Consider the following 22627-nt stretch of genomic DNA (forward strand, 5'->3'; position numbering starts at 1 on the left):
CGTGTATCAGCGAGTGCCGATGATGTCCGAATCGACTCGCTGCACATCGAAACTGCCACGCCCGGTAATATGTACGCAAAGACAACCTCTCCGACAAGGTGAATTGTCTCGTTAATCCGATAGGTTCGATTTTGTTCGGACACCCCGCCGCCCGCTGACAACACGACGGAGTGCCTTTTGCTCGCTATCTTGCTTGCCCATGCCGTTGCCGCCCTCTTGGCTCCGCTTGTGGTGCGCAGGTTAGGGCGAAACGGCTTCTTCCCCCTCGCGATAGTCCCCCTCGCCGGCCTCGGCTGGGTCATCGACAAATGGGGCACCGTCGAGACGCTGCACATCACCTGGGTTCCAGGGCTGTCGATGGACATCGACTTCAGGTTCGACGCGCTTTCGGCCATCATGGCCGTGCTCGTCCTGGGTGTCGGCACGCTCATCCTGGTCTACTGCGCCCGCTATTTCACCGACGACGAACCTCGACTCGGTATCTTCGCCGCCGAGATGGTCGCCTTCGCGGGTGCCATGTTCGGGCTAGTGACCAGCGACAACATGCTGCTTCTCTACGTGTTCTGGGAACTGACAACGGTCCTGTCGTTCCTGCTCGTGGGTCACTACGCCGAACGCGCCACCAGCCGCCGCGCCGCGACCCAGGCACTGCTGGTCACCACCGCGGGTGGTCTGGCGATGTTGGTCGGCATGATCATCCTCGGCCAGGTCGGCGGCAGCTACAACCTGTCCGAACTGGTCGCGAACCCGCCGACGGGGTGGCTCCCGTCCGTCGCGATCGTCCTGATCCTGATCGGTGCGCTCTCCAAATCGGCAATCGTGCCCCTGCACTTCTGGCTTCCCGGTGCAATGGCCGCGCCAACCCCTGTCAGCGGTTATCTTCACGCTGCTGCAATGGTCAAGGCCGGTATCTACCTCGTCGCGCGCCTGGCTCCCGGGTACGCCGATTCGCCGCCGTGGCGCATCACCATCATCAGTTTGGGTCTGCTGTCGATGATCCTCGCCGGTTGGCGAGCCATGCGCGCGTACGACCTCAAACTCGTCCTCGCCTTCGGAACCGTCAGCCAACTCGGCTTCATGATGGTCCTGGTCGGCATCGGCACGCGTGACGCCGCCCTGGCCGGTATGACGATGGTCGTGGCGCACGCGATGTTCAAGGCCGCACTCTTCATGGTCGTTGGCATCATCGATCACACGACCGGTACCCGTGACCTGCGCAAACTTGCTCACCTGGGTAAAGCGGCACCCGCTCTCGCGATCATCGCGAGCCTCGCTGCCGCCAGCATGGCCGGTCTGCCACCGCTACTCGGATTCGTCGGCAAGGAAGCCGCACTCGAATCGGTGCTCGAAACGAACGCGCTCGGCCACTGGTCGTCCATCGCCGTCGTCACGGTGATCGTGTTGGGCTCGATCCTCACCGTCGGCTACAGCGTCCGCTTCATCTGGGGCGCCTTCGGACGTAAGACCCTGAGCAAGCCCAGCCCAGCCGTGAGCAAGATGCACAAGCCGGGTTGGCTGTTCCTGTTCGCGCCCGGCCTGCTCGCTGTTCTCGGTCTGGCCGCCGGCATTCTCTCGCCCCAGCTCGAGAAGCTGCTGACGCCGTACTCCACCACACTGGCCCCCGGACCGCACGCCGACTACCACCTCGCGCTGTGGCACGGATTCAACACTCCGCTGCTGCTCACCTGCATCGTCATCGCCGGCGGCATCGCGCTCTACATCGCGCAGCGTCAGATCAGCCGACTGCACTTCGAGCACCCGCCGCTCGGCAACGCCGACCGTATCTACGACGCGACCCTGCGCGGCATGGACACCATCTCGATGCGCCTGACCGGGGCCACACAGCGTGGTTCGCTCCCCCGCACACAGTCGACGATTCTCGCGACGCTGGTCGTTGTGCCACTGTTCCTGCTGATCATCGACACCGATGGCGGCGGAGTCGACCTTCGGATGTGGGATTCACCCATCCAGTTCACGATCGCGCTGATGATGATCTCGGCCGCCATCGCCGCGACGCTGATGCGCAACCGACTCGCCAGCGTCATCCTCGTCGGACTCACCGGCTACGGCTGCGGCGTGTTGTTCGCGCTGCACGGCGCACCCGACCTCGCGCTGACCCAGTTCCTCGTCGAGACACTGACACTGGTGATCTTCGTGCTCGTGCTCCGGAAGTTCCCCGCCGAAGTCGACGAGAGCAAGGCGATCGGCTTCAAGTGGCCGCGTGCCGCACTCGCCGTCGCCGTCGGTATCACCGTCACCACCATCGCGGCCTTCGCGACCAATGCCCGAAACACTCGTCCGATCTACGAACTGCTTCCCGACGCGGCCTACGACCTGGGCAACGGCAAGAACGTCGTCAATGTCCTACTCGTCGACATCCGCGCATGGGACACCCTCGGTGAGATCTCGGTGCTGCTGGTCGCGGCAACTGGCGTCGCCAGCCTCGTCTTCCGCAACCGCCGGTTCGGTATCGCGCCGCGCGTCGCGGACGCCCCCTCCGTCATCGTCGACAAGGCAGCTGCCAACTCGGACACGACGTGGTTGCGCGGCGGAGACCTCATCGATCCTCGACACCGTTCGCTGGTTCTCGAGGTCACCACGAGGTTGATCTTCCCGACCATCATGGTGTTGTCGATCTACTTCTTCTTCTCCGGTCACAATGCCCCCGGTGGCGGTTTCGCCGGAGGCCTGACGGCGGGCCTGGCGCTGGTACTTCGGTACCTCGCCGGCGGACGCTACGAACTCGGTGAAGCCGTACCCATCGACGCGGGCAAGATTCTCGGCCTCGGTTTGGCGCTGGCCGCGGGCACCGCCCTGGTGTCGCTGTTCCTCGGCGCCCCGGCGCTCTCGTCCGCCGTCTTCGAGTTCACACTCCCGCTCATCGGCCACGTCAAACTGGTCACCGCACTGTTCTTCGACCTGGGCGTCTACCTCATCGTGGTCGGCCTGGTCCTGGACGTACTCCGAAGTCTCGGCGCCCGCCTCGACGCAGAAATCGAGGTGAAAGCACCATGAGCGCAAACATCGGAATGCTGATCCTGATCGGCGTCCTCACGTCGGCCGGTGTCTACCTGCTGATCGAACGAAGCATCACTCGGATGCTGCTCGGTCTACTTCTATTCGGCAACGCCATCAACCTCTTGATCCTGACCGTCGGTGGATCGGACGGGAATCCGCCCATCGTCGGCCGAGATTCGGTCCACGAGGAAATAGCGGATCCGCTCGCCCAGGGCATGATCCTGACGGCGATCGTGATCACGATGGGTATCGCCGGCTTCGTTCTGGCACTGGCGTACCGGTCTTACAAGATCAACACCGCCGACGCCGTCGAGGACGATCCGGAGGACACCAAGGTTCTCAAGCGTCGCCTGCCTGCCGACGCTCCCGACCACGACCGCTCCGACGACCCGGTCACCGGTGCCCCGAGCATCGGCGGCGACGCATTCGACAAGGACGGCAACCCTATTCCCCTCGAACAACTGGTCAACCTCGAGGACATCGAATGCTACGACGACCTCCACGACGGCGACTTCGAGGACGAACCGGTACCCGACTGGGCCACCGACCTTGCTCGTAAGAAGGAATCCGAGAAGCGGCGCAAAGACGCTCGCCAGACCAAGATCGAGGGAGGTGGAGGCGCATGACCATCTCGGACAACCTGATGGGAGCCCTTGCGCCCCTGCCCGTCTTGATCCCGATGCTGGCCGCTGCTGCGACGCTGGTCGTCGGCCGACGTCCTCGTTTCCAGCGCGTGATCACACTGATCGCGCTCGTCGGCGTCGTCGCGGTGTCGGGCTTGCTGCTCTACCTCGCCGACCGCGACGGTACGACGGCCGTTCAGGTCGGCGGCTGGGACTCCCCCATCGGCATCACACTCGTGGTCGACCGTCTCTCGGCGATGATGCTCGTGGTCTCGTCGGTGGTGTTGCTCGCCGTCATGATCTACGCGATCGGTCAGGGTATTCGCGACGGCAGCGAGGCCCAGCCGGTCTCGATCTTCCTGCCGACCTATCTCGCATTGACCGCCGGTATCTCCAACGCGTTCCTCGCCGGTGACCTCTTCAACCTGTACGTCGGATTCGAGGTTCTGCTCGCCGCGAGTTTCGTGCTCCTGACGCTCGGTGCCAGCGCCGACCGCGTCCGGGCCGGTGTCTCGTACGTGATGGTCTCGATGGTGTCCTCGCTGATCTTCCTGGCGGGCATCGCTTTCGCCTACGCGGCGACCGGCACCCTCAACATGGCCGACATGGCCCTGCGCTTCGACAACATTCCGCCGGGCACACGAACCGCCATCTTCGCTGTCCTGCTCGTGGCGTTCGGCATCAAGGCTGCGGTCTTCCCGCTGTCCGCGTGGCTACCGGACTCGTATCCGACCGCGCCCGCACCGATCACCGCCGTCTTCGCCGGGTTGCTCACCAAGGTCGGTGTGTACGCGATCATCCGCGCACACTCACTGCTGTTCCCGCAAGGAGAACTCGACAACGTACTGATGGTGTGCGGCCTGCTCACGATGGTGGTCGGCATCATGGGTGCCATCGCGCAGAGCGACATCAAACGTCTGCTCTCGTTCACACTGGTCAGCCATATCGGTTACATGATCTTCGGTATCGCACTGTCCACGACGTCCGGGCTGTCCGGCGCGATCTACTACGTCGCCCACCACATCATCGTGCAGACGACGCTCTTCCTCGTCGTGGGTCTGATCGAACGACAAGCCGGGTCGTCGTCGCTGCGCCGTCTCGGCGGTCTGGCGGCGGCCAGCCCGATCCTCGCGATCGTCTTCCTGATCCCGGCGCTGAATCTCGGTGGTATCCCGCCGTTCTCGGGCTTCATCGGCAAGGTCGCGCTCCTTCAGGCCGGTGCGGCCGACGCCAGCGCGTTGGCTTGGATCCTCGTTGCCGGCGGCACGATCACCAGCTTGCTGACGCTCTACGCCGTCGCCCGCGTGTGGACCAAGGCTTTCTGGCGAGCCCGGGCCGACGCGCCCGAAGGTGACCTCGCCGACGTCAGCCCGTCAGCGTTGATCGACGAGTCCGAAGAGGACATCGCGTTCGTCGACCGCGAGGATGTCGGCAAGATTCCGCTCTTCATGCTGATTCCGACGGTCGGACTTGTCATCGTCGGTCTGGCACTGACGGTGTTCGCGGGCCGGATCATCGACATCAGCGACAGAGCGGCGAAGGACCTGCAGGACCGGTCCATCTACATCGACGCGGTTCTCGGCAACCACCGGCCCGTGCCGGTCGACGAAGCTCCCGTCGCTGCAGACGACCCTGCTGTAGCTCCCAGTACCGATGTCCCGAATACCGAGGCCCCGAACACCGACGTCCCGAATACCGAGGAGGCTCCGCGATGAAACGCGAACAGGTACTCCGCGTCGGGATCCTGCTGTGGCTGATGGTCGTATGGATCCTGTTGTGGGGCAACATCAGTTTCGGCAACATCTTCGGCGGACTCGCCGTCGGCCTGATCATCATGGTCCTGCTTCCCCTCCCCCGCGTACCGGTCGAGGGTCGGGTACATCTGCTGTCGATTCTGCGTCTGTTGTGGATGATCGTGTACTACGCGATCCAGTCGAGTATCCAGGTCGCGTGGCTGGCGATCCGTCCGTCGCCGCCGCCGGTCACCGGAGTTCTGCGGTACCAACTCGGGATCAAGTCCGACCTGGTTCTCACGCTGTGCATCGACGTTCTCAACCTGATCCCCGGCACGATGGTTCTCGAGATCGACCAGAACCGACGCATCGTCTACGTCCACGTGCTCGACGTCGGCTCGCAGAAAGCCGTCAGCGCGTTCTACCGCTCGGTGGAGGACCTCGAGCGGTTGTTCATCGCGTCGTTCGAACGTGATTCGGACTGGCAACCCAGCCCATGGCACCAGCGCGACTACGAATTCGATACACCCCGGCAGGAGGACCAACCATGAACGGGTTCATCACCACGATCTTGATCATTTCCGGAGTGATTCTGCTGATCGCCGCCGTACTGACCACGTTCCGATTGCTCGACGGTCCGAGCTCACTCGACCGCCTCGTCGCCCTGGACACGATCATCGCGGTCTCGATGTGTGGACTCGCGGTCTGGGCCGCGTACAGCAAAGACACGACCATCGTTCCCGCGATCGTCGCGCTGGCGCTGGTCGGCTTCATCGGTTCGGTGTCCGTCGCGCGCTTCCGGGTGAGTGACCAGTGATCGGCAACATCCTCGACACGATCGGGGCCATCTCCATCTTCCTCGGCGCGCTGCTCGCGCTGACCGCCGCGGTGGGAATCGTTCGCTTCCCCGACACTCTGCGTCGTATGCACGCGGCCACGAAACCTCAGGTGGTCGGACTGATCTTGGTCCTGATGGGCGCCGTGTTCCTGCTTCGTGGGAGCGTCGACATCTGGATGTTGGTCCTGGTGGGCATCTTCACGCTGCTGACGGCGCCCGTGATCGCGCACAGCGTCGGCCGAGTCGCCTACCGCGAACAGCGCGAAGAGGACGACCTCATGAAGATCAACGAGCTGGAAGACCCGGACTCTCTCCTGTAACGGCATCCCACTCGCCGTCGCGCTCGCCCCACACCGCAAGAGCAGTGCCGGGGCGGGCGAAGAAGGTGGCGAAGTACGCCACCGACATGAGAACCAGGACAGCCATCAGCAGCGGCCCGAAGATCGCCGGGTACTCGGCCATCTGCACCGCAGCGAACCGGTACGAGAGCAACAATCCCGCCAGGAGTGCCGAGCCACCGATCAACAGACGCACTCGGAACCACCCCCAGCCTCGCTCCGGATCCCGTAGCGCCGCATCGAGGGTCAAGCACAGGACGGCACCGGCAATGAGGTCGACGCCGTAGTGGAATCCGAAACCGAGCGTCGCGGTCAGGGTCGCAACGAGCCAGAACGATCCCAGGCTGCGAATCCACCACGGTCCGCTGCGCGAGTGGATGAACAGCGCGACTGCCCACGCGGTGTGCAGGCTCGGCATGCAGTTTCGTGGCGCGGCGTCGTCGAACGGTAGCGACGACGGTGATGCGAAGTCGAAACTGGGCACGATGTTCGGCCAGTAGTCACCGATCTGGAATCCGAAACCACGCGGACCGAAGGCGAACACCGGGCCGACCACCGGGAACAGGACGTAGAAGATCGGGCCGATCAGCCCGATGAGCAGGAACGTGCGCAGCAGGTGATGCGACGGCCATCCCTTACGTACTTGATAGAGAGCAACCACGATCACCGCGACCGGCAGTTCGACGTAGATCCAGTCGAGGGCTGCGGCACCGACGGGGCCCATGGCGTCGACGATCTGGCCCATCACCCACGACGGATTCCCGAGAGCCTGGTCGGCGAGAAAGACGTACTCGTCCCACACGTCGGTGCCGACGAGAATGGTGATCTCCAGCCACGTCTCGGCAACCTTGGCCGCGATGATGAGCAACGCGCCCAGCGCGACGCCGTGCAGAACGCTGAGTCGACGCTCACCGGACAACTTCCACACCGCGTACACCGCGATGGCCGTCAGCACCCAGGTGCCGCCGGTGCCCATCGTCAGCGGTCCACCCGAGAACCAGCGGATCGCGCCGACGACCACGTCGATCACGACGGCCGCGGATACCGCGTAGATGCGTTCTTTGTTGTTCAGTCCGACGAGCGCGAGAGCGAGGCCCACCCAAGGCATGGTCGCGGAGCGGGGAACGAGGAAGTAGTCACCGAACAGGCTTTCCACCGGACCGAGATAGCCCTTGTACGACGCGAACGCCTGCACGCCCAGGACCAGCAGGGTCAATGCTGCTGTGCCGATCAGAAGGAGTCGGTGAGAACTCGACCACGAACGGTCCGACTGTCCGGGTGCGCCCCCTCGTTGGGACCAACTGTCTATCAACACCGGACAATAGTAAACGGCGTGTGAACTGAATATGGACACCCACTGGACAAACGGTTGGTATGCCCGGATTTCCAGTCCGCGAAACAGTCCTTCGCACTGGAACCTGCTAGGTGCCCAACTCTGCGACCAAGGCGTCGACGACCGCAACCAGATCGCCGCCCGTCGCTTCCGCGACACGACGTTGCCGCTGGTAGGACGCGCCGCGACGGGGAATGTCCGCCACCGACGCCAACTCGTCCGCGCAGCCGAGCGAGACCGCGATCGGCGCCAAGTCGTCGAGTAGGCGATCCAGATCGTCAGTGACGAGGCACTCGTTTGCGTCGGAGTCGAGGATGATCTCGGCATCCAGTCCGTATCTCGCTGCGCGCCACTTGTTTTCCTTGACGTGCCACGGCTGCATGTTCGGCAGAGTCTCACCGGCGCTCAGTCTGCGGTCCAGATCGACGATGAGGCAGTGGACCAGAGCAACGAGAGCACCCAGTTCAGCGCGTGTCGAGACGCCGTCGAACACCCGGACCTCGATGGTTCCCCACTTCGGCGCGGGACGGATGTCCCAGTGCATGCCACCGATCTTGGTGATCACACCGGTCTTCATCTGGTCGTCGATGAACGACTCGTATTCGGCCCAGTTCTCGAACTGGTACGGAAGGCCCGCGGTGGGGAGCTGCTGGAACATCAACGCTCGATTGGACGCATAGCCGGTGTCGACACCGGCCCACATCGGCGAGGATGCCGACAGCGCCAGCAAATGCGGATAGCGCTGCAGCAGTGCGTTGATGATGGGGAAAACGCGATCCGCGGACGAGACACCCACGTGGACGTGCACGCCCCAGATCAGCATCTGCCGACCCCACCACTGCGTGCGTTCGATGAGCTCGTCGTAGTCGGGCGTCCGGGTGACCAACTGAGTCGACCATTGCGCGAACGGGTGCGTGCCCGCGCTGATGAGGTCGACGCCGAGCGGATTCGCGGCGCGACGCAGCAGATCCAGTGACCTGTCGAGATCACTCATCGCCTCGCCGACCGTCGAATGAATACCAGTAACGAGTTCGACGGTATTTCGCAGTAGTTCCTTGGTGATGTGCGGGGTTTCGGAGCCGGCAAGCTCTTCGACCGCCGAAAACACCTCGGCTGCTGTGTTGGAGAGATCTCTGGTCTTGCGATCGACCAGCGCGATCTCCCACTCCACGCCCAGCGTCGGGCGCGGCGAACCTGGAAATGGAACTACCACGCAGAGAATCCAATCACAGTGTCGGTAAAAACACCGTGCTGGCTACTGCGTGGTAGTCGCCGGAAGTGATGCAAAACTCAGGTGAGTTTGTCAGCTCTTGGTGATGACACCGCAAGCAACGCGTCCGCCTGCGTCACCGGTGTCGAGGGTCTGCTGGTCCGGTGCCGGCGCGTAACGCGTCGGGATGTTGCCGAAGTTGTCCGCTCCGGCGTGGATCATGACGGATGTTCCACCGTTTGCGACCAGTTCGTCGACGGTGAAGGCATCGGTGGTGGTGACCAGTGTGGCGGTGCCGTCTTCGAGGACCTGAACCGAAGTGAGGTCGCCGCTCGCCGGGTGGCCCGTGTGACCCTCGGCCTGGAAGTGTCCGCCTGCCGAGAGGAAGTTACCCGGCTCTCCGCCGCTGGGGGCAACGGAATTGGTCTCGCACTTGGCGACCTGGTGGACGTGGAATCCGTGGAAGCCGGGGGTGAGGCCCTTGGCGTCGAGGGTGACCTTGACGTCGCTACCTTCCTGCGCGAACGTGACCGTTCCGACCTTGGCGCCGTCGGTGCCGTTCAGCGTTGCGGTGACCGTTTCGGCAGAAGCGCCGGCGTGAGCCGTCTCGGAACCGTGGCCGCCCGCGCTTTCGTGCGCGCTGGGATCGGCTGCACCGGTCCACACCGGAGGAGTCGTGCCGGGGACGCTGCTGGGCTCTTCGCTGTTACTGCAAGCGGTCAAGCCGAAAGCGGCAATCGCGACTACAGGGGCAACGACGCGCCAGGACATACGCCGGGTGCTGCTGGGGGCCATCGAACCGCTCCTTTGAGGTGGCGAGAAAGTGCTTCTGATCATAACGGCGCGTGTAGTAGCTGGAACCGACGGGTCAGTTCCACCTTCACGACCGGTCAGTTGGAGGTCACGATCACGATCACACCAGGTGACGCGTTCGCGATGCCGGCGAATCGAGGCTCTGCGGAGACTCCGAGTTCAGCCGCGATCTTCTGCGCCGCTGCCTTCTCCGCCGCGGACGATCCGTAATACACCGTCGTCGTACTGACGGTGCCCTCGCTGTAGTTACCCGTCTCCTCGACGTTCCAACCTGCTGCCGTCAATTCCTCGGCGGTACCTGCTGCCAGACCGGAGACGGTGCTGTTGTTGAGAACTCGAACGCTGACATTCGACGTGTCGGTGCCGCTCGCGGAGCTGGAAGTCGTGGTCGTCGCAGTTCCCGAGGGACGCGAGGTAGTGGTGGTATCGCCCGAAGCGGGTTGCGTCGTCGCTGCCGGCTTGGAAGTGGCAGGTGCCGGCGCGGGGGCGCTCGTCGTGGCAGGCGCCGAGGATTCGGTCTGCTCTGCTGCGGTGTTCTCGTCGCCCGATCCACCGTCGCTCGATCCACCCAGTGAGGCTGCTCCGAGACCGATGAACACGATCGCCAACGCGATCAACACCATGGCGATTGCGCGAAGCGGAGGTCCGGACGGCTGCTCTTTCGGGGTACTCACGATGTCGACCTTATCGCCAGTGCGTGGACAGCCCGATCATATGTACGCGTGATTCAGGTGACCTCGAAGCCGAGGCGGCGGGCGGCCCTGGCCTTCTGACGGCTGGCACGCAGACGACGCAGGCGCTTGACCAGCATGGGATCAGCCGCCAAGGATTCGGGGCGATCGACCAAGGCGTTGAGAACCTGGTAGTAGCGGGTTGCCGACATGTCGAACAACTCCTTGATGGCTTCTTCCTTCGCACCGGCGTACTTCCACCACTGACGCTCGAAGGAGAGGATGTCGTGCTCCCGGCGGGTGAGGCCGTCTTCGCCCACCTCGTGCATGCCTGCTGTATCTACTACCGAATCGTCGGCGCCAGTGCCTTCGGACTGGTTCCGACTACGCGCGGTTGCGCCGTCCATGTCACTCCTCGACTGCTGTGCTCGGCGTCAGCGAGACTCGTATGCCCGGTGTTCTTTTTCCGACCGAATTCTCGCGGCCGTGAGTTTCCCGGTCCCCTGGCCCGAAGGTAACTCACAATTTCCCCCGCGGCCCACGTTCCGACCGAGCAACGAATTACATCGCTGTTCTTCAGCAACCATTGAACCATGATCGAGTGTGCGGGCCGTGATAACTACGCGGGCGCGCCGCACTATCCTTGTCCGCATGGCTATCCTCCCCATCCGAATCGTCGGCGACCCGGTACTGCACAAGGCGACAGAGCCGGTCACTCAGTCCCCGGCCGAGATCGCCGAACTGATCGCAGACATGTACGAGACGATGGACGCTGCCAACGGCGTCGGTCTGGCGGCCAATCAGGTCGGTGTTCCACTGCGAGTCTTCGTCTACGACTGCCCCGGCGACGACCGCAGCAGCGAGCGTCGACGCGGCGTCGTCGTGAACCCGGTACTCGAGACGTCCGAAATCCCCCAGACGATGCCCGACCCGGACGAAGACTTCGAGGGTTGCCTGTCCGTTCCCGGCGAGCAGTTCCCGACGGGTCGCGCCGATTGGGCGAAGGTCACCGGCACCGACGCCGACGGCAACCCGATCGAGGTCGAGGGCACCGGATTCTTCGCACGGATGCTCCAGCACGAGACCGGGCATCTCGACGGTTTCCTCTACACGGACGTACTCATCGGCCGCAACGCGCGCGCTGCCAAGAAGATCATCAAGCGTTCCGGTTGGGGCAAGCCCGGTCTGACCTGGACGCCGGGGACCGTCGACGATCCGTTCGGTCACGACGACGACGATTACGAAGACTGAGAATTCTGCTCTGAACGGCAACATTTCGATCGGTAGCCGGGTGGTTTTGCGATACAAGCTCCCACCCGGCTATTCGCATCCCATGACCGACGTCATCGGCATCCTCGAGGGCGCCGATCCCATCGCCGTTCGCGCCGGCGACGGTCGGCTGGTCCAGGTCTCCGCCGATCAGGTGATCGCGCTCAAGAGTCTCTCGGCCCGCCCGATTCGCATCGGCGAGATTCGAAACCTCGAAACGGCTGCTGCGGCGGCGTGGCCGGGGGTCGAGCAGGCGTGGATCGACGGTTGGTTGCTGCGCGCCGGTCACGGTGTCACCGGTCGCGCCAATTCCGCTTTGCCGCTCGGCGGTGCGGGGGCGGTTGCCGGCTTCGACGCGAGCACCATCGAGCGGATACGCCAGTGGTTCGGTGACCGCGGACTGCCGACCCTGCTGCTCCTCCCCGATCGACTCGGCACCGCTCCGGACGGGTGGAGCAGCGAGAAGGAAACCATCGTGATGGCCGCCGATCTGGGCAATGTCACGCTGCCGCTCGGTCCTCCGGTCACCTCGTTCGCCGACCGCCCCGACCACAACTGGCTGTCGATGTACGACGCCCACGGCGATCCGGCGTACGTCGAGGCGGTGCTCACGGCTGTCGTGGGCACTGCAACTTTCGGCGCGATCGGAAACACCGACACGACGCTTGCCATCGGGCGCGCTGCGCTCACCGAGGCACCCGACCACAAACGCTGGGTAGGACTGACCGGCATTCACGTCGCCCCTGAACACCGTCGTCACGGAATCGGGTCGCTGATCTGCGGAGATCTACTCTCCTGGGGTCGTGAGAACGGTGCGACGCACGCGTACCTCCAGGTTTCGGCGGACAACTTCGCGGCGATCGCGCTCTACGAGCAACTCGGATTCGTCGAACACCACCGCTACCGATACGCCACCGATCCTGTCGGCGGCTGACGCTAGGCTTGCCCTCGTGCGCATCGCTACCTGGAACGTCAACTCCGTCCGTGCCCGTACCGACAGGATCATCGACTGGCTCGGTCGATCCGACGTCGACGTCCTGGCAATGCAGGAAACCAAGTGCAAGGACGAGCAGTTTCCGTACGAACGCTTCAAGGAAATCGGCTACGAGGTCGCCCACGTCGGGTTGAGCCAGTGGAACGGTGTCGCCATCGCTTCCCGCATCGGCTTGGACGACGTGCAGATCGGATTCGAGGATCAGCCCGGGTTCGACAAGGATCCCGAGGCAGACCCGGTCCGCGAGGCACGTGCGATCGGTGCCACCTGTGGCGGTGTGCGGGTGTGGAGCCTGTACGTCCCCAACGGCCGTGAGCTGGAAGACCCGCATTACGCCTACAAGCTGGATTGGCTGGCCAAGCTGCGCGACGACGCGGAGGGCTGGCTCAAGCAGGATCCCGACGCGCAGATCGCCCTGGTCGGCGACTGGAACGTCGCTCCCACGGACGACGACGTGTGGGATCCCGCTTTCTTCGAGGGCAAGACCCACACGTCGGAGCCGGAACGAGCTGCGTTCACCGCCTTCACCGAGTCCGGGTTCGCGGACGTAGTTCGCCCGTACACACCCGGTCCCGGCGTGTACACGTACTGGGATTACACGCAGCTTCGCTTCCCGAAGAAGCAGGGTATGCGAATCGACTTCATCCTCGGCTCACCGGCATTCGCAGCACGCGTCGAGGCGGCCGAGATCGATCGAAACGAGCGAAAAGGCAAGGGCGCCAGCGATCACGCTCCGGTGATCGTGAATCTCGGGTGATCGTGAATCTCGGAGCCTGATCGTCTGTTTGCACCCTCGGGCTTCTAGTCCTCGACGAGCAGTTCCAGATACTCGGGGTGCTCGCCGAGGTACCGCTGAACATAGGTACACACGGGCCGTACCGACCATTCACGTTCACGGGCGCAGTCCATTGCGAACTGCACGAGTACGGCTGCCAGTCCCTGCCCGCCGTACTCCTCTTTGACGACGGTATGCATGTACGCAACCACGTCGCCCGCTTCGGCTCCGCTCCCCGAAATCTCGTCTTCGTCGCGGTATCCGAGGATGCCGACCAACTCGTCGTCGGAGAGCAGTTCGAATCGTTCGTGCGACGGATTGTCCACGAGCGTGACTTCCGGTGAGGTTCCGGTTTTCGAATTTTCGATGTCGTTCATTGCGGCGACCTCCACGGCACGATGTGCACCTGCGCGATCGGCGACAGCTGCGTTCGCACGCTCTCCATAACTGTGATCCATGCCACTCATAGAATCAGCTACCGACGACGCTGTCCCGGGTTCGACCAATTTTTGCACCGGGAACGACCGGATCGCAATCGCAGTTTGCGCCGTCGTTCCCGCGAGAGGTGGGACCGAACTGCCGTTTCCCCAGGTCCGATCGGTAGGCTCGTCGTCGTGAAGCTGCTGCCCCTGACCCCCGCCGGACAGACCCCGATTCGGGCATTGACCATCGCCGGAACCGACTCCGGTGGCGGAGCCGGCATTCAAGCCGATTCCCGCACGATGGCGATGTGCGGAGTGCACGCCTGCGTGGCCGTCGCCGCGGTGACGGTCCAGAATTCGGTGGGAGTCAGCGGATTCCACGAGATTCCGCCGGAGATCGTCGCCGACCAGGTGCGGGTCGTGGTCTCGGACATCGGCGTCGGTGCGGCGAAGACGGGAATGCTCGCGTCGACGACGATCATCGAAGCGGTGGCCGCGGTTGCCGCCGAGGTTGGGATCGGCCGCGACCGTCCGATTCCGCTCGTGGTCGACCCGGTGTGCGCGTCGATGCACGGCGATCCGCTGTTGCACGAAGAAGCTCTCGACGCGGTCCGCAACACCTTGATTCCGGCAGCCACGGTGGTCACTCCGAACCTCGACGAGGTTCGGTTGATCACCGGTATCGAGGTCGTCGACGACAAGAGCGCCCGCCAAGCGGCAGAAGCGCTGCATGCGCTCGGCGCTCAATGGTCCATCGTCAAGGGTGGCCACCTTCGTACTTCGGAGTTGTCCACCGACCTGTTGTTCGACGGCGACCGTTTCCTCGAATTCAGCAGTGCCCGGATCGACACCGGCAACGATCACGGCGGCGGAGACACGCTGGCTGCTGCGATCACTTGCGCTCTCGCACACGGCTATTCCGTTCCGGACGCGGTGGCGTTCGGCAAGGAGTGGGTGACCAAGTGCCTCGAGGCGTCGTACGACCTCGGCGCGGGACACGGTCCGGTGTCCCCGCTCTGGCGGCTCCAGGTCTAGCGCTCGAGGTCCAGGGCGCTAGTTCCGGCGTACGCGCCAGATTCCCAGGTCGACGGGAACCCCGTTGGGCGTCGTGGCGAAAAACCCTCGTCGCCATGGCCGGATCGTGAGATCGAGATCCTCCAGGGTGCCGGCTTCGAGTTCCTCGAGAGTGGTCGCCGACATCATGACGTTTCCGTCGCCGCCCAAGCCCATCATCCGGGCGGCGATGGTCACGTCGACGCCGAGCCAGTCGTCACCGATCTGACGCGGGGTACCCGTGTGTAGGCCGACGCGCATGCGCGGGGTGTATCCGTCGAGATCGACTTCCGCGAGCGCGTCCTGCGCGGTGAACACCGCCTTCAAAGCCGCATCCGGGCGAATGAACACTGCCATCAGACCGTCGCCCATCCGTTTGACGACGTGTCCGCCGTTGTCGGTGATCGGAGTTTCCACGGCCTGCGCCACCGCACGCAGAAGGGTCAGCGTCGCGCCGTCACCGGCTGCGAGCGACCAGGTGGAGAAGCCCACCAGATCGGTGAAGACGATGGTCAGTTCTTGATCCCCGCGGCCGCGGCCCATCTTTTCCAGCGCTGCCTGCCAGACCTGCAGTGCTCCGAGGCTCACTTCGCGAGTGGCTGCCGGTTTCTGATCGAGCAATCTGTCAGCGACGCGGGCCACGGCGCGGGCACCGCCGGGGCCGGCGAGCGAGAGCGGGTCCCCGAACCCGGGATCGCCGGGTAATGCCCGCCTGAGCCGCCGTAGCGCATCGATGAGCTGCTGTCGACGGTTCAGTTCTGCCGCAGAATTCAAGACGACGTCGACGACGCCTCGAACCGAGGAGGAAGAAGCACCTGTCGTGTCGGTGTTCTCCGGGGACAGATCAGCCATAACTCAAGCGTAACTCAGAGTTACAGACAGTGTGCTGCCGCGGTTCTCGCACAGTGGCCTCCTGGTCGCTCGCGCAGTCGATCATTCGGTCAGTCGATCATTCGGTCAGTCGATCATTCGGTTCTGGCCTGTGTCCGGGCATCGCCGACGGGAACTCCGTTCGGCCCGCTCAAATCCTGGGCATACGTCGCAACTCCGAAGGCTACTGCAGAAGCGTTGGCAGCGAGCGCTTCGCGATCGATGTTCGCGAGGTTGTCCTGGGCACTGTGGTAGTTCGGGTCGAAGGTCTCCTCCGCTTCTCCGCCCCACTTCTCGGCCTGTGCCGGCGTCTTGCGCTCGTCCGCGCCGCTGAACACTCCGCCCGCCGGGATTCCGATCTCGATGAACGGGCCGTAGTCGGAACGCCCGTCGAAGTCCGTTCCGTCCGCCGCAATCCCCCGATCGGCAAGGAAGTCGACGAAGGTGCGCTCGATGCCCGCCGACCCCTCGGGCCCGGGCCCCTCCCCCACGGCGTCCGAGTTGTCGCCGTCGTAAGCCAGGTATCCGGCGTTGGGCGAACCGAGCATGTCGAAATTCAGGTACAGGGCGATGTCGGCCCGTTCCTGATCGCTCAGACCCTCGACGTAGCGGGTGGAGCCGACCAATCCCACTTCTTCCGCTCCCCAGAAAGCGAAACGCACGGCATTTTCGATGCTCGGTGAGCTTCCCATCTGCAGCGCGGTTTCCAGTACGGCTGCGGTACCGCTTCCGTTGTCGTTGATTCCGGGACCTTCCGGCACGCTGTCGAGGTGGGCGCCCACGACAACCACGTTGTCGGTCGCGCCGGTCTTGGTCTGTGCAATCACGTTGCGCGACTTCGTCGTTTCCGTCGACGTGTCGAGAATCAGCGTGAGGTCTCCGGGCGCTGCGGCAAGAGCCTCGCCCGACGCCTTGCTCACCCCGCCGGTCGGGATGCGGGCGTCTTCGGGTTCACCCAAGGTTGCCCCGCCCAGCATCGCGTCCTCGTTGTTGGCAACCAACAACGCTGCCGCGCCGCGGTCAGCGGCGATCTTCTGCTTGTCGCCGAACGGGCACACTCCGCGGGTGACCAGCACGATTGCACCGTTCACGTCGCGGCCGTCGTAGTCGGTGGCCTCGCAACCGGGGGTCTCGTCGGCGGGAATCGCCACCAGACGCGCCGTGATTCCGGTCGGTCCCGTGGAGGTGGAATATGTCAGCGCCCGCACCGGAACATCGGAGCCGTCAGCGGCTTTCAGGGATTCGGTGCCGGGATCGAAGGAGCTGAAGTCGAATTCCGGGGTGCTGACCTCGAAACCCTTGTCTTCGAGCAGGTTTGCCACGTAGTCGACACTGGCGTCATAGCCGGGGGTACCGGCCGATCGATTGCCCTCGTTGTTGGCGGCGATCTTCTCGAGTTGCTCCAGATGCCCGGTCACGGCGTCGACCGTGACGGTCTCGGAGAATGCAACCGGGTCTGTCGGGACGGCCGCTTCACTTCCCGACGAGCATCCACTCACCACGAGTGCTCCAGCCATTGCGACCACAACCACACCGAAGAGTCTCATCTTCGGAGGATATCGGCCGAAGCACAGGAAAGGGACCCAGTACGAATGGTTTTTCGTACTGGGTCCCTACTCTGCTGTCACTCCTGGTTCTCGGTAGGTCTCCCGACAACACCTACCGAGGGAGCGACAAGATCAGGCGTCGCGACGATTCACGATGACGATACTTGCTCCGAAAATCACCAGAACGAAGGCCGCGAAGTAGATCAGGCTGCCCCAGGGTCCCCAGTGGAAGTCGACGCCACCGCTGCTCGCACTGAGGAAGTGGTTTGCATTCGCGAACGGCAGGAACGGGGTGATCTTCTCGCCGAAGCTGCCGAACAGTCCGAACAGGCTCTCGATGAGCAGCGGCCAGAGCAGGAGCAACGCAATTGCGCCGGCCGACTGGCGAATGATCGATCCGACGCCGACAGCGAGAATCACGCACAGGAAGGCGTAGATCGGGATGCCGTAGATCGCGCGCCAGTCACTGCCGCTCGACAGGGTCAATCCGGCACTCGCCTCGGTACCGGCGATGGCCTTGGCCATGGCGTACGCGCCGAAGGCGAGAACAAATGTCAGTACAGCACCGAAAGCACCGATGAGGCCGGCTTTGGCGATCAGAACCGAGGCACGGTTCGGAACGGCCTGGAAGGTGGTGCGGATGGTCCCGAAGCGGTACTCACTGGTGACCGCGAGGGCCGCCATGATCATGAGAACCATGATTCCGAAACCCGAGATGCCGGCCGTGGCAACGGCGGTGTCGAGGTCCGGTGCTCCCTGGACGTCGGAGGACGTCAGAGCCGACTTGGCAACCGCGCCCATGATGGCCGCGAAGCCGAGCGCGAGCACGACGATGATGACCGAGCACCACAGCGGCGACTTGGTCGTGGTGATCTTGATACGTTCAGCACTGAGAACAGCCATTACAGTGCACCTCCCATAGCCTGCTGCGTGTTTGCCTGCTGTGTATTTGCGTGGTGTGCACCGACACCCGGATCGATACCGGATGCGTGGTACTGGACATCGTCCCCGGTCAACTTCATGAACGCATCCTCGAGCGACCCCTGCTGAGAAGCCAACTCGTACAACACGATCCCCTGCGAACCAGCCAAACCACCGATCACATCGGTGGTCGAATCCACGACCACCAATGCCGGGGCAACACCGGAACCGTCTTCACGCACCGTCAGCCCCTGCGAGAGCAACACACTGCGCAACGCATCGAGCTGAGGGCTGCGCACCCGCACCGTCGACTCCGACGAACGATCCACGAACTCCGCGACCGTCGAATCCGAAATCAACCGACCCCGACCGATCACCACCAACTGCTCCGCCGTGAGCGCCATCTCCGACAGGAGGTGACTCGACACCAACACCGTGCGGCCCTCGGCCGCCAACCGCTGCATGAACTTACGAATCCAGACGATGCCCTCCGGATCGAGACCGTTGACCGGCTCGTCGAACAACAACACCTTCGGATCCCCCAACAACGCACCCGCCAACCCCAGACGCTGCGACATACCGAGCGAGAACCCGCCTGCCTTCTTGCCCGCCACCTCGGACAATCCGACCAACCCGAGCACCTCGTCGACGCGGGACTTCGGGATCCCGTTCGAAGCAGCCATCCACTGCAGATGCGCCCGCGCACTGCGATTGGGGTGCACCCACTTCGCATCCAACAACGCACCGACAGTCCGCAATGGCGTCTTGAGCTCGCGGTACGGCTTGCCCTCGATCAACGCCGCACCCGACGTCGGCTGATCCAAACCCAGGATCATCCGCATCGTCGTCGACTTACCGGCACCGTTCGGGCCCAGGAAGCCCGTCACGATGCCCGGCTTGACCGTGAACGACAAATCGTCCACCGCTTTCGTCGGTCCGTAAACCTTGGTCAATCCCCTCAGTTCAATCATGAGGAGAACTGTGCCCTACCGGCAATGACCAGCACATCGGCCACAGGTCTAGTTCCGAGTGGTACTCAGGTAGGACACGAAGCCGGACAATCCGGGCATAACCCTGAGAAAACACCCGGAAATGGTCCGTCAGGACGATGCTTGGGCCCAGAACCGCTTGGGAATCCGGCCGGCGTGACGCGCTTCGAAACCTGCTACCACTGCGTGCCGCATCGCCGACGCCATCAACGCGGGATTCTTGGCCCGCGTCACCGCTGTCGCAAGTAGGACGGCGTCGCAGCCCAACTCCATGGCAAGGGTGGCGTCGCTGGCCGTTCCGATTCCGGCGTCGAGGATGACGGGCACGCCGGCGCGCTCGACGATCATCTCGATATTGTGCGGATTCGCGATACCCAGCCCTGTCCCGATGGGTGAACCGAGCGGCATGACTGCCGCGCAGCCGACCTCTTCGAGGCGAAGCGCCAGCACCGGATCGTCCGTCGTGTACGGCAGGACGGTGAATCCGTCGTCCACCAATTGTTCTGCGGCGGAGACGAGTTCGATTGCGTCGGGCAGCAGAGTCCGCTCGTCGGCGATGACTTCGAGTTTGACCCAGTTCGTCTCGAGCGCTTCGCGTGCCAACTGCGCCGTCAGGACCGCTTCGGCGGCGCCCCGACACCCGGCGGTGTTCGGCAACGGTTCGATTCCGAGGCGACGAAGCAGGTCCAGAACGCCGGTGCCGCCTGCCGCGTCGACTCGCCGCATCGCGACGGTGGTCAGTTCGGTACCGGAGGCGACAAGCGCTTCCTCGAGGACCGCAAGGTTGGCGGCGCCGCCTGTCCCCGTGATGAGCCGGGAACCGAAACTGCGGCCCGCGATAGTGAGAAGGTCCTGCTCAGCCACCCTGCACCGCCGTGAGGATCTCGATTTCCCAACCACGTCCGACGGATTCGTCCCAACGCCCGCGAGGAAAGAGCGCACCGTCGACGGCGACGGCGATGCCTTTGCTCGGCAACTCGAGGTGCGTCAGAAGTTCGGTCACCGTGACTGCTCGATCGAACTCGAGATCTTCGCCGTTGACGGTGATCCCGATCGGGACCTGCTCACTCATGAATTTTCCTTAGCTACTGCGAACCGCTCGGGTTCGGTTCCTTTTACCTCGACCAAAGATGTGCCGTTCAGCAACGCGACCGTCGCATCGGCGGTGACGGGCGTCAGCAGGACCCCGTTGCGGCCGTGCCCGGTGGAGACGACAACACGATCGGACACGCGCCCGATCAACGGCAGGTTGTCCGGCGTCATCGGACGCAGACCTGCCGCGCACTCGTACAGTTCGTATTCGCCGATCGCCGGCATCAGGGCCTCGGCGTCGTTGATCAGGTCCCGTACGCCGGCCATCGTGACCTGTGTATCCTCGCCGGACTCGTATTGTGTTGCGCCGACGACGATTCCGTCACCGCGCGGGACGAGGTAGGCGGGCCTGCCGTGGACGCTGCCACGGATGGTACGGCTGGGCGCCGGGGTGACTCCAGGCCTACTGCGCAAGCGAAGGATTTCGCCCTTGACCGGGCGTACCGGTAGCCCGGGCCACAGCTTGGGTGACGCGATACCGGCGGTGAGCACTATCTGATCGGTATCGAGTTCGGCGAGGTTGTCGACGGCCCGCGCAATCAATTCGACGCCGGATTCCGCACAGGCCTTCTGCAACGCCGCCAGCAGAAGTCTGTTGTCGACGGCGGACTCACCGACAGCCATCAACCCCGACCGGATGCCCCGGCCCAGCATCGGTTCGAGTTCACGGATGCGCGCGCGACCGAGAACTTCGAGTTCGTGCCCCTGCGAGCTCACCCACTCGGCGATGGTCTGCAGGTCCTGCGCGTCGGCAGCATCGAGTGCAACCGTCAGCGAGCTGTCCGCGGTGAAGACCGATTGCCCGAATTTTCCGAGCTCCTCACCGAACGTCGGCCACCGTTCCAGGGACGCTGCACCGATTGTCAACGCGGTTTCTTCACCCGGCCAGCCTTCGGAAAGCGGGGCAAGCATTCCGCCCGCCACCCACGAAGCACCTGATCCAATGGACGGGTCGTACAACCGAACGGCCCACCCGTCGCGGGCTGCTCGCCACGCGATAGCGAGACCGATGACACCGCCGCCGACAACCGACACCGTACGAGCGTGTGTACTCACGAAACTCCACCTCCACTTCCTGCGCCGGCATGATCCGGGTCAGGTCTGACGGTCGGGATCTGGTCGCGATCCCCTCTCAGCCCTACGAACCTCGCAGTCACGACAAAAAGTGACGACGACGTTTCAGGACTCCCGTGTCGAACCTTGCTCCCTAGAGGCTACCGTTTGCTCCGTGCACCCCACACATCCCAGTAACGACATCGACCGGCGCGAGCGCCTGGCAGCAGCACGGCTGTACCTGTGCACCGACGCGCGCCGCGAGAAAGGCGACCTCGCGCAGTTCGCCGAGGCAGCATTGTCCGGCGGAGTCGACATCATCCAATTGCGTGACAAAGGCTCTTCCGGTGAGCGCGAGTTCGGCCCGCTCGAGGCCAAGGACGAACTGGTGGCGCTGGGCATTCTCGCGGCCGCAGCGCGACGCCACGGCGCATTGTTGGCCGTCAACGATCGCGCGGATCTCGCGATGGCTTCCGGCGCCGACATCCTCCACCTCGGCCAGAACGACATTCCCGTCCCCTACGCGCGAACCGTTGTCGGTGAAGACGTAGTCATCGGCCGTTCGACGAGCAGTCGCGCGCAGGCGAGTCTGGCCGCCATCGAAGAGGGCGTCGACTACTTCTGTACCGGGCCGGTCTGGGCGACACCGACCAAACCGAATCGAAGTGCGTCCGGTTTGGAACTGGTTCGATCGACCGCCGACGCCGCACCGCCGCGGCCCTGGTTCGCGATCGGCGGCATCGACGAAGAACGTCTGCCAGAGCTGCTCGATGCCGGCGCCACGCGCATCGTCGTCGTGCGTGCAATCACGCAAGCATCGGATCCCCAGGCGGCCGCGCAACGCCTCGCCGCAGCCGTCGCTGGGCGCTGAAAGCCGGTAACTGGCGTTCGTCAAGTGTTTGCCGGGCGATTTCCGCACAGTTACGGGTCAGCACGCCTGACTCGAATTGTGAACGGAAGTTGTCCGATCAGACAACAAACTCCCAGTTCCTAGGTGCGATTGGATGTCCGAAAAGTCGGATTAAGTGATCTTGCTCACAGTTGCTTCGATTGCGTGTCACATCC

Annotated in this window: 24 protein-coding genes and 1 riboswitch; of the genes, 11 read left to right on the forward strand and 13 right to left on the reverse strand. The window is 63.9% G+C overall.

From position 1 onward, the window contains the following. The first annotated feature begins 177 nt into the window (after positions 1 to 177). From ABIE52_RS14175 to mnhG, 6 genes are read left to right on the forward strand one after another with little or no spacing between them, the layout of a single operon-like run. Positions 178 to 3015, forward strand: coding sequence for a Na+/H+ antiporter subunit A (locus tag ABIE52_RS14175; RefSeq protein ID WP_007730104.1), 2838 nt, complete (start codon positions 178 to 180; stop codon positions 3013 to 3015). Further along, entirely contained in the window at positions 3012 to 3644 is a 633-nt protein-coding gene (locus tag ABIE52_RS14180) for a Na(+)/H(+) antiporter subunit C (protein WP_003945054.1), read from the forward strand. The genes ABIE52_RS14175 and ABIE52_RS14180 overlap by 4 nt, the downstream gene beginning before the upstream one ends. Next, the gene (locus ABIE52_RS14185; RefSeq protein ID WP_054827818.1) at positions 3641 to 5356 is read left to right on the forward strand and encodes a Na+/H+ antiporter subunit D; all 1716 of its coding nucleotides are present in this window, start codon (positions 3641 to 3643) and stop codon (positions 5354 to 5356) included. The genes ABIE52_RS14180 and ABIE52_RS14185 overlap by 4 nt, the downstream gene beginning before the upstream one ends. Beyond that, a complete protein-coding gene (locus ABIE52_RS14190; RefSeq protein WP_192712085.1) occupies positions 5353 to 5925 on the forward strand; it encodes a Na+/H+ antiporter subunit E in 573 nt (190 codons plus the stop codon). Before ABIE52_RS14185 ends, ABIE52_RS14190 begins: the two co-directional genes overlap by 4 nt. Then, complete coding sequence (locus tag ABIE52_RS14195; protein ID WP_003945061.1) at positions 5922 to 6191, forward strand: monovalent cation/H+ antiporter complex subunit F; 270 nt, start codon at positions 5922 to 5924, stop codon at positions 6189 to 6191. The genes ABIE52_RS14190 and ABIE52_RS14195 overlap by 4 nt, the downstream gene beginning before the upstream one ends. Continuing rightward, complete coding sequence (gene mnhG / locus ABIE52_RS14200; protein WP_003945045.1) at positions 6188 to 6532, forward strand: monovalent cation/H(+) antiporter subunit G; 345 nt, start codon at positions 6188 to 6190, stop codon at positions 6530 to 6532. The genes ABIE52_RS14195 and mnhG overlap by 4 nt, the downstream gene beginning before the upstream one ends. On the opposite strand, the gene ABIE52_RS14205 is transcribed toward mnhG, so the two are convergent. From ABIE52_RS14205 to napA, 5 genes are all read right to left on the reverse strand, one after another. Continuing rightward, complete coding sequence (locus ABIE52_RS14205) at positions 6498 to 7865, reverse strand: phosphatase PAP2 family protein (RefSeq protein WP_054186903.1); 1368 nt, start codon at positions 7863 to 7865, stop codon at positions 6498 to 6500. The genes mnhG and ABIE52_RS14205 overlap by 35 nt on opposite strands. A gap of 106 nt (positions 7866 to 7971) precedes the next feature. Beyond that, on the reverse strand, positions 7972 to 9096 hold the full coding sequence (locus tag ABIE52_RS14210; protein WP_003945034.1) for a glutamate--cysteine ligase: 1125 nt from the start codon (positions 9094 to 9096) through the stop codon (positions 7972 to 7974). 90 nt (positions 9097 to 9186) lie between these two features. Next, entirely contained in the window at positions 9187 to 9888 is a 702-nt protein-coding gene (sodC, locus tag ABIE52_RS14215) for a superoxide dismutase[Cu-Zn] (RefSeq protein WP_007730117.1), read from the reverse strand. 95 nt (positions 9889 to 9983) lie between these two features. Then, the gene (locus tag ABIE52_RS14220) at positions 9984 to 10580 is read right to left on the reverse strand and encodes a LytR C-terminal domain-containing protein (protein WP_003945058.1); all 597 of its coding nucleotides are present in this window, start codon (positions 10578 to 10580) and stop codon (positions 9984 to 9986) included. A gap of 53 nt (positions 10581 to 10633) precedes the next feature. Continuing rightward, positions 10634 to 10984: a nucleoid-associated protein NapA gene (napA, locus tag ABIE52_RS14225; protein WP_007730120.1), complete on the reverse strand. Its 351-nt coding sequence runs from the start codon at positions 10982 to 10984 to the stop codon at positions 10634 to 10636. 244 nt (positions 10985 to 11228) lie between these two features. Between napA and ABIE52_RS14230 the strand changes: the two genes are divergently transcribed. Genes ABIE52_RS14230 through ABIE52_RS14240 form a run of 3 tightly spaced genes read left to right on the forward strand, consistent with a single transcriptional unit; the run spans position 11229 to position 13597 of the window. After that, positions 11229 to 11828 (forward strand): peptide deformylase, encoded by a 600-nt coding sequence (locus tag ABIE52_RS14230; RefSeq protein ID WP_003945053.1) that lies wholly within the window; start codon positions 11229 to 11231, stop codon positions 11826 to 11828. Positions 11829 to 11838: 10 nt separating this feature from the next. Then, positions 11839 to 12780, forward strand: a complete 942-nt coding sequence (locus tag ABIE52_RS14235) for an N-acetylglutamate synthase, CG3035 family (protein ID WP_202426378.1) — start codon at positions 11839 to 11841, stop codon at positions 12778 to 12780. Between the two features lie 16 nt (positions 12781 to 12796). Beyond that, a complete protein-coding gene (locus ABIE52_RS14240) occupies positions 12797 to 13597 on the forward strand; it encodes an exodeoxyribonuclease III (protein ID WP_042452111.1) in 801 nt (266 codons plus the stop codon). A gap of 44 nt (positions 13598 to 13641) precedes the next feature. Here ABIE52_RS14240 and ABIE52_RS14245 read toward each other — a convergent pair whose 3' ends face one another. Next, the gene (locus ABIE52_RS14245; RefSeq protein ID WP_003945052.1) at positions 13642 to 13992 is read right to left on the reverse strand and encodes a GNAT family N-acetyltransferase; all 351 of its coding nucleotides are present in this window, start codon (positions 13990 to 13992) and stop codon (positions 13642 to 13644) included. A 237-nt stretch (positions 13993 to 14229) separates the two neighbouring features. On the opposite strand from ABIE52_RS14245, the gene thiD reads away from it, so the two are divergent. Beyond that, positions 14230 to 15072, forward strand: coding sequence for a bifunctional hydroxymethylpyrimidine kinase/phosphomethylpyrimidine kinase (thiD, locus tag ABIE52_RS14250; RefSeq protein ID WP_003945044.1), 843 nt, complete (start codon positions 14230 to 14232; stop codon positions 15070 to 15072). Positions 15073 to 15090: 18 nt separating this feature from the next. Here thiD and ABIE52_RS14255 read toward each other — a convergent pair whose 3' ends face one another. The 7 genes from ABIE52_RS14255 to thiO all read right to left on the reverse strand — a co-directional run bounded on the left by ABIE52_RS14255 (position 15091) and on the right by thiO (position 21565). Next, entirely contained in the window at positions 15091 to 15942 is an 852-nt protein-coding gene (locus ABIE52_RS14255; protein WP_047268851.1) for an adenylate/guanylate cyclase domain-containing protein, read from the reverse strand. 113 nt (positions 15943 to 16055) lie between these two features. Continuing rightward, on the reverse strand, positions 16056 to 17507 hold the full coding sequence (locus ABIE52_RS14260) for a M20/M25/M40 family metallo-hydrolase (protein WP_192712084.1): 1452 nt from the start codon (positions 17505 to 17507) through the stop codon (positions 16056 to 16058). A 132-nt stretch (positions 17508 to 17639) separates the two neighbouring features. After that, on the reverse strand, positions 17640 to 18410 hold the full coding sequence (locus ABIE52_RS14265) for an ABC transporter permease (RefSeq protein ID WP_047268852.1): 771 nt from the start codon (positions 18408 to 18410) through the stop codon (positions 17640 to 17642). After that, positions 18410 to 19399, reverse strand: a complete 990-nt coding sequence (locus ABIE52_RS14270; RefSeq protein WP_058038516.1) for an ABC transporter ATP-binding protein — start codon at positions 19397 to 19399, stop codon at positions 18410 to 18412. Before ABIE52_RS14270 ends, ABIE52_RS14265 begins: the two co-directional genes overlap by 1 nt. A gap of 129 nt (positions 19400 to 19528) precedes the next feature. After that, a complete protein-coding gene (locus tag ABIE52_RS14275; protein ID WP_007726857.1) occupies positions 19529 to 20281 on the reverse strand; it encodes a thiazole synthase in 753 nt (250 codons plus the stop codon). Beyond that, the gene (gene thiS / locus ABIE52_RS14280; protein WP_003944402.1) at positions 20274 to 20489 is read right to left on the reverse strand and encodes a sulfur carrier protein ThiS; all 216 of its coding nucleotides are present in this window, start codon (positions 20487 to 20489) and stop codon (positions 20274 to 20276) included. The genes ABIE52_RS14275 and thiS overlap by 8 nt, the downstream gene beginning before the upstream one ends. Then, positions 20486 to 21565: a glycine oxidase ThiO gene (thiO, locus tag ABIE52_RS14285; protein WP_192712083.1), complete on the reverse strand. Its 1080-nt coding sequence runs from the start codon at positions 21563 to 21565 to the stop codon at positions 20486 to 20488. Before thiO ends, thiS begins: the two co-directional genes overlap by 4 nt. Next, a riboswitch (TPP riboswitch) is annotated at positions 21565 to 21711 on the reverse strand. (Overlaps the previous gene by 1 nt.) 26 nt (positions 21712 to 21737) lie before the next feature. Between thiO and thiE the strand changes: the two genes are divergently transcribed. Continuing rightward, positions 21738 to 22433 (forward strand): thiamine phosphate synthase, encoded by a 696-nt coding sequence (thiE, locus tag ABIE52_RS14290; protein WP_192712082.1) that lies wholly within the window; start codon positions 21738 to 21740, stop codon positions 22431 to 22433. The last annotated feature ends 194 nt before the right edge of the window (positions 22434 to 22627 follow it).

It is taken from the genome of Rhodococcus sp. OAS809, assembly GCF_040546695.1.
In the GTDB taxonomy this organism is placed as follows: domain Bacteria; phylum Actinomycetota; class Actinomycetes; order Mycobacteriales; family Mycobacteriaceae; genus Rhodococcus_F; species Rhodococcus_F qingshengii.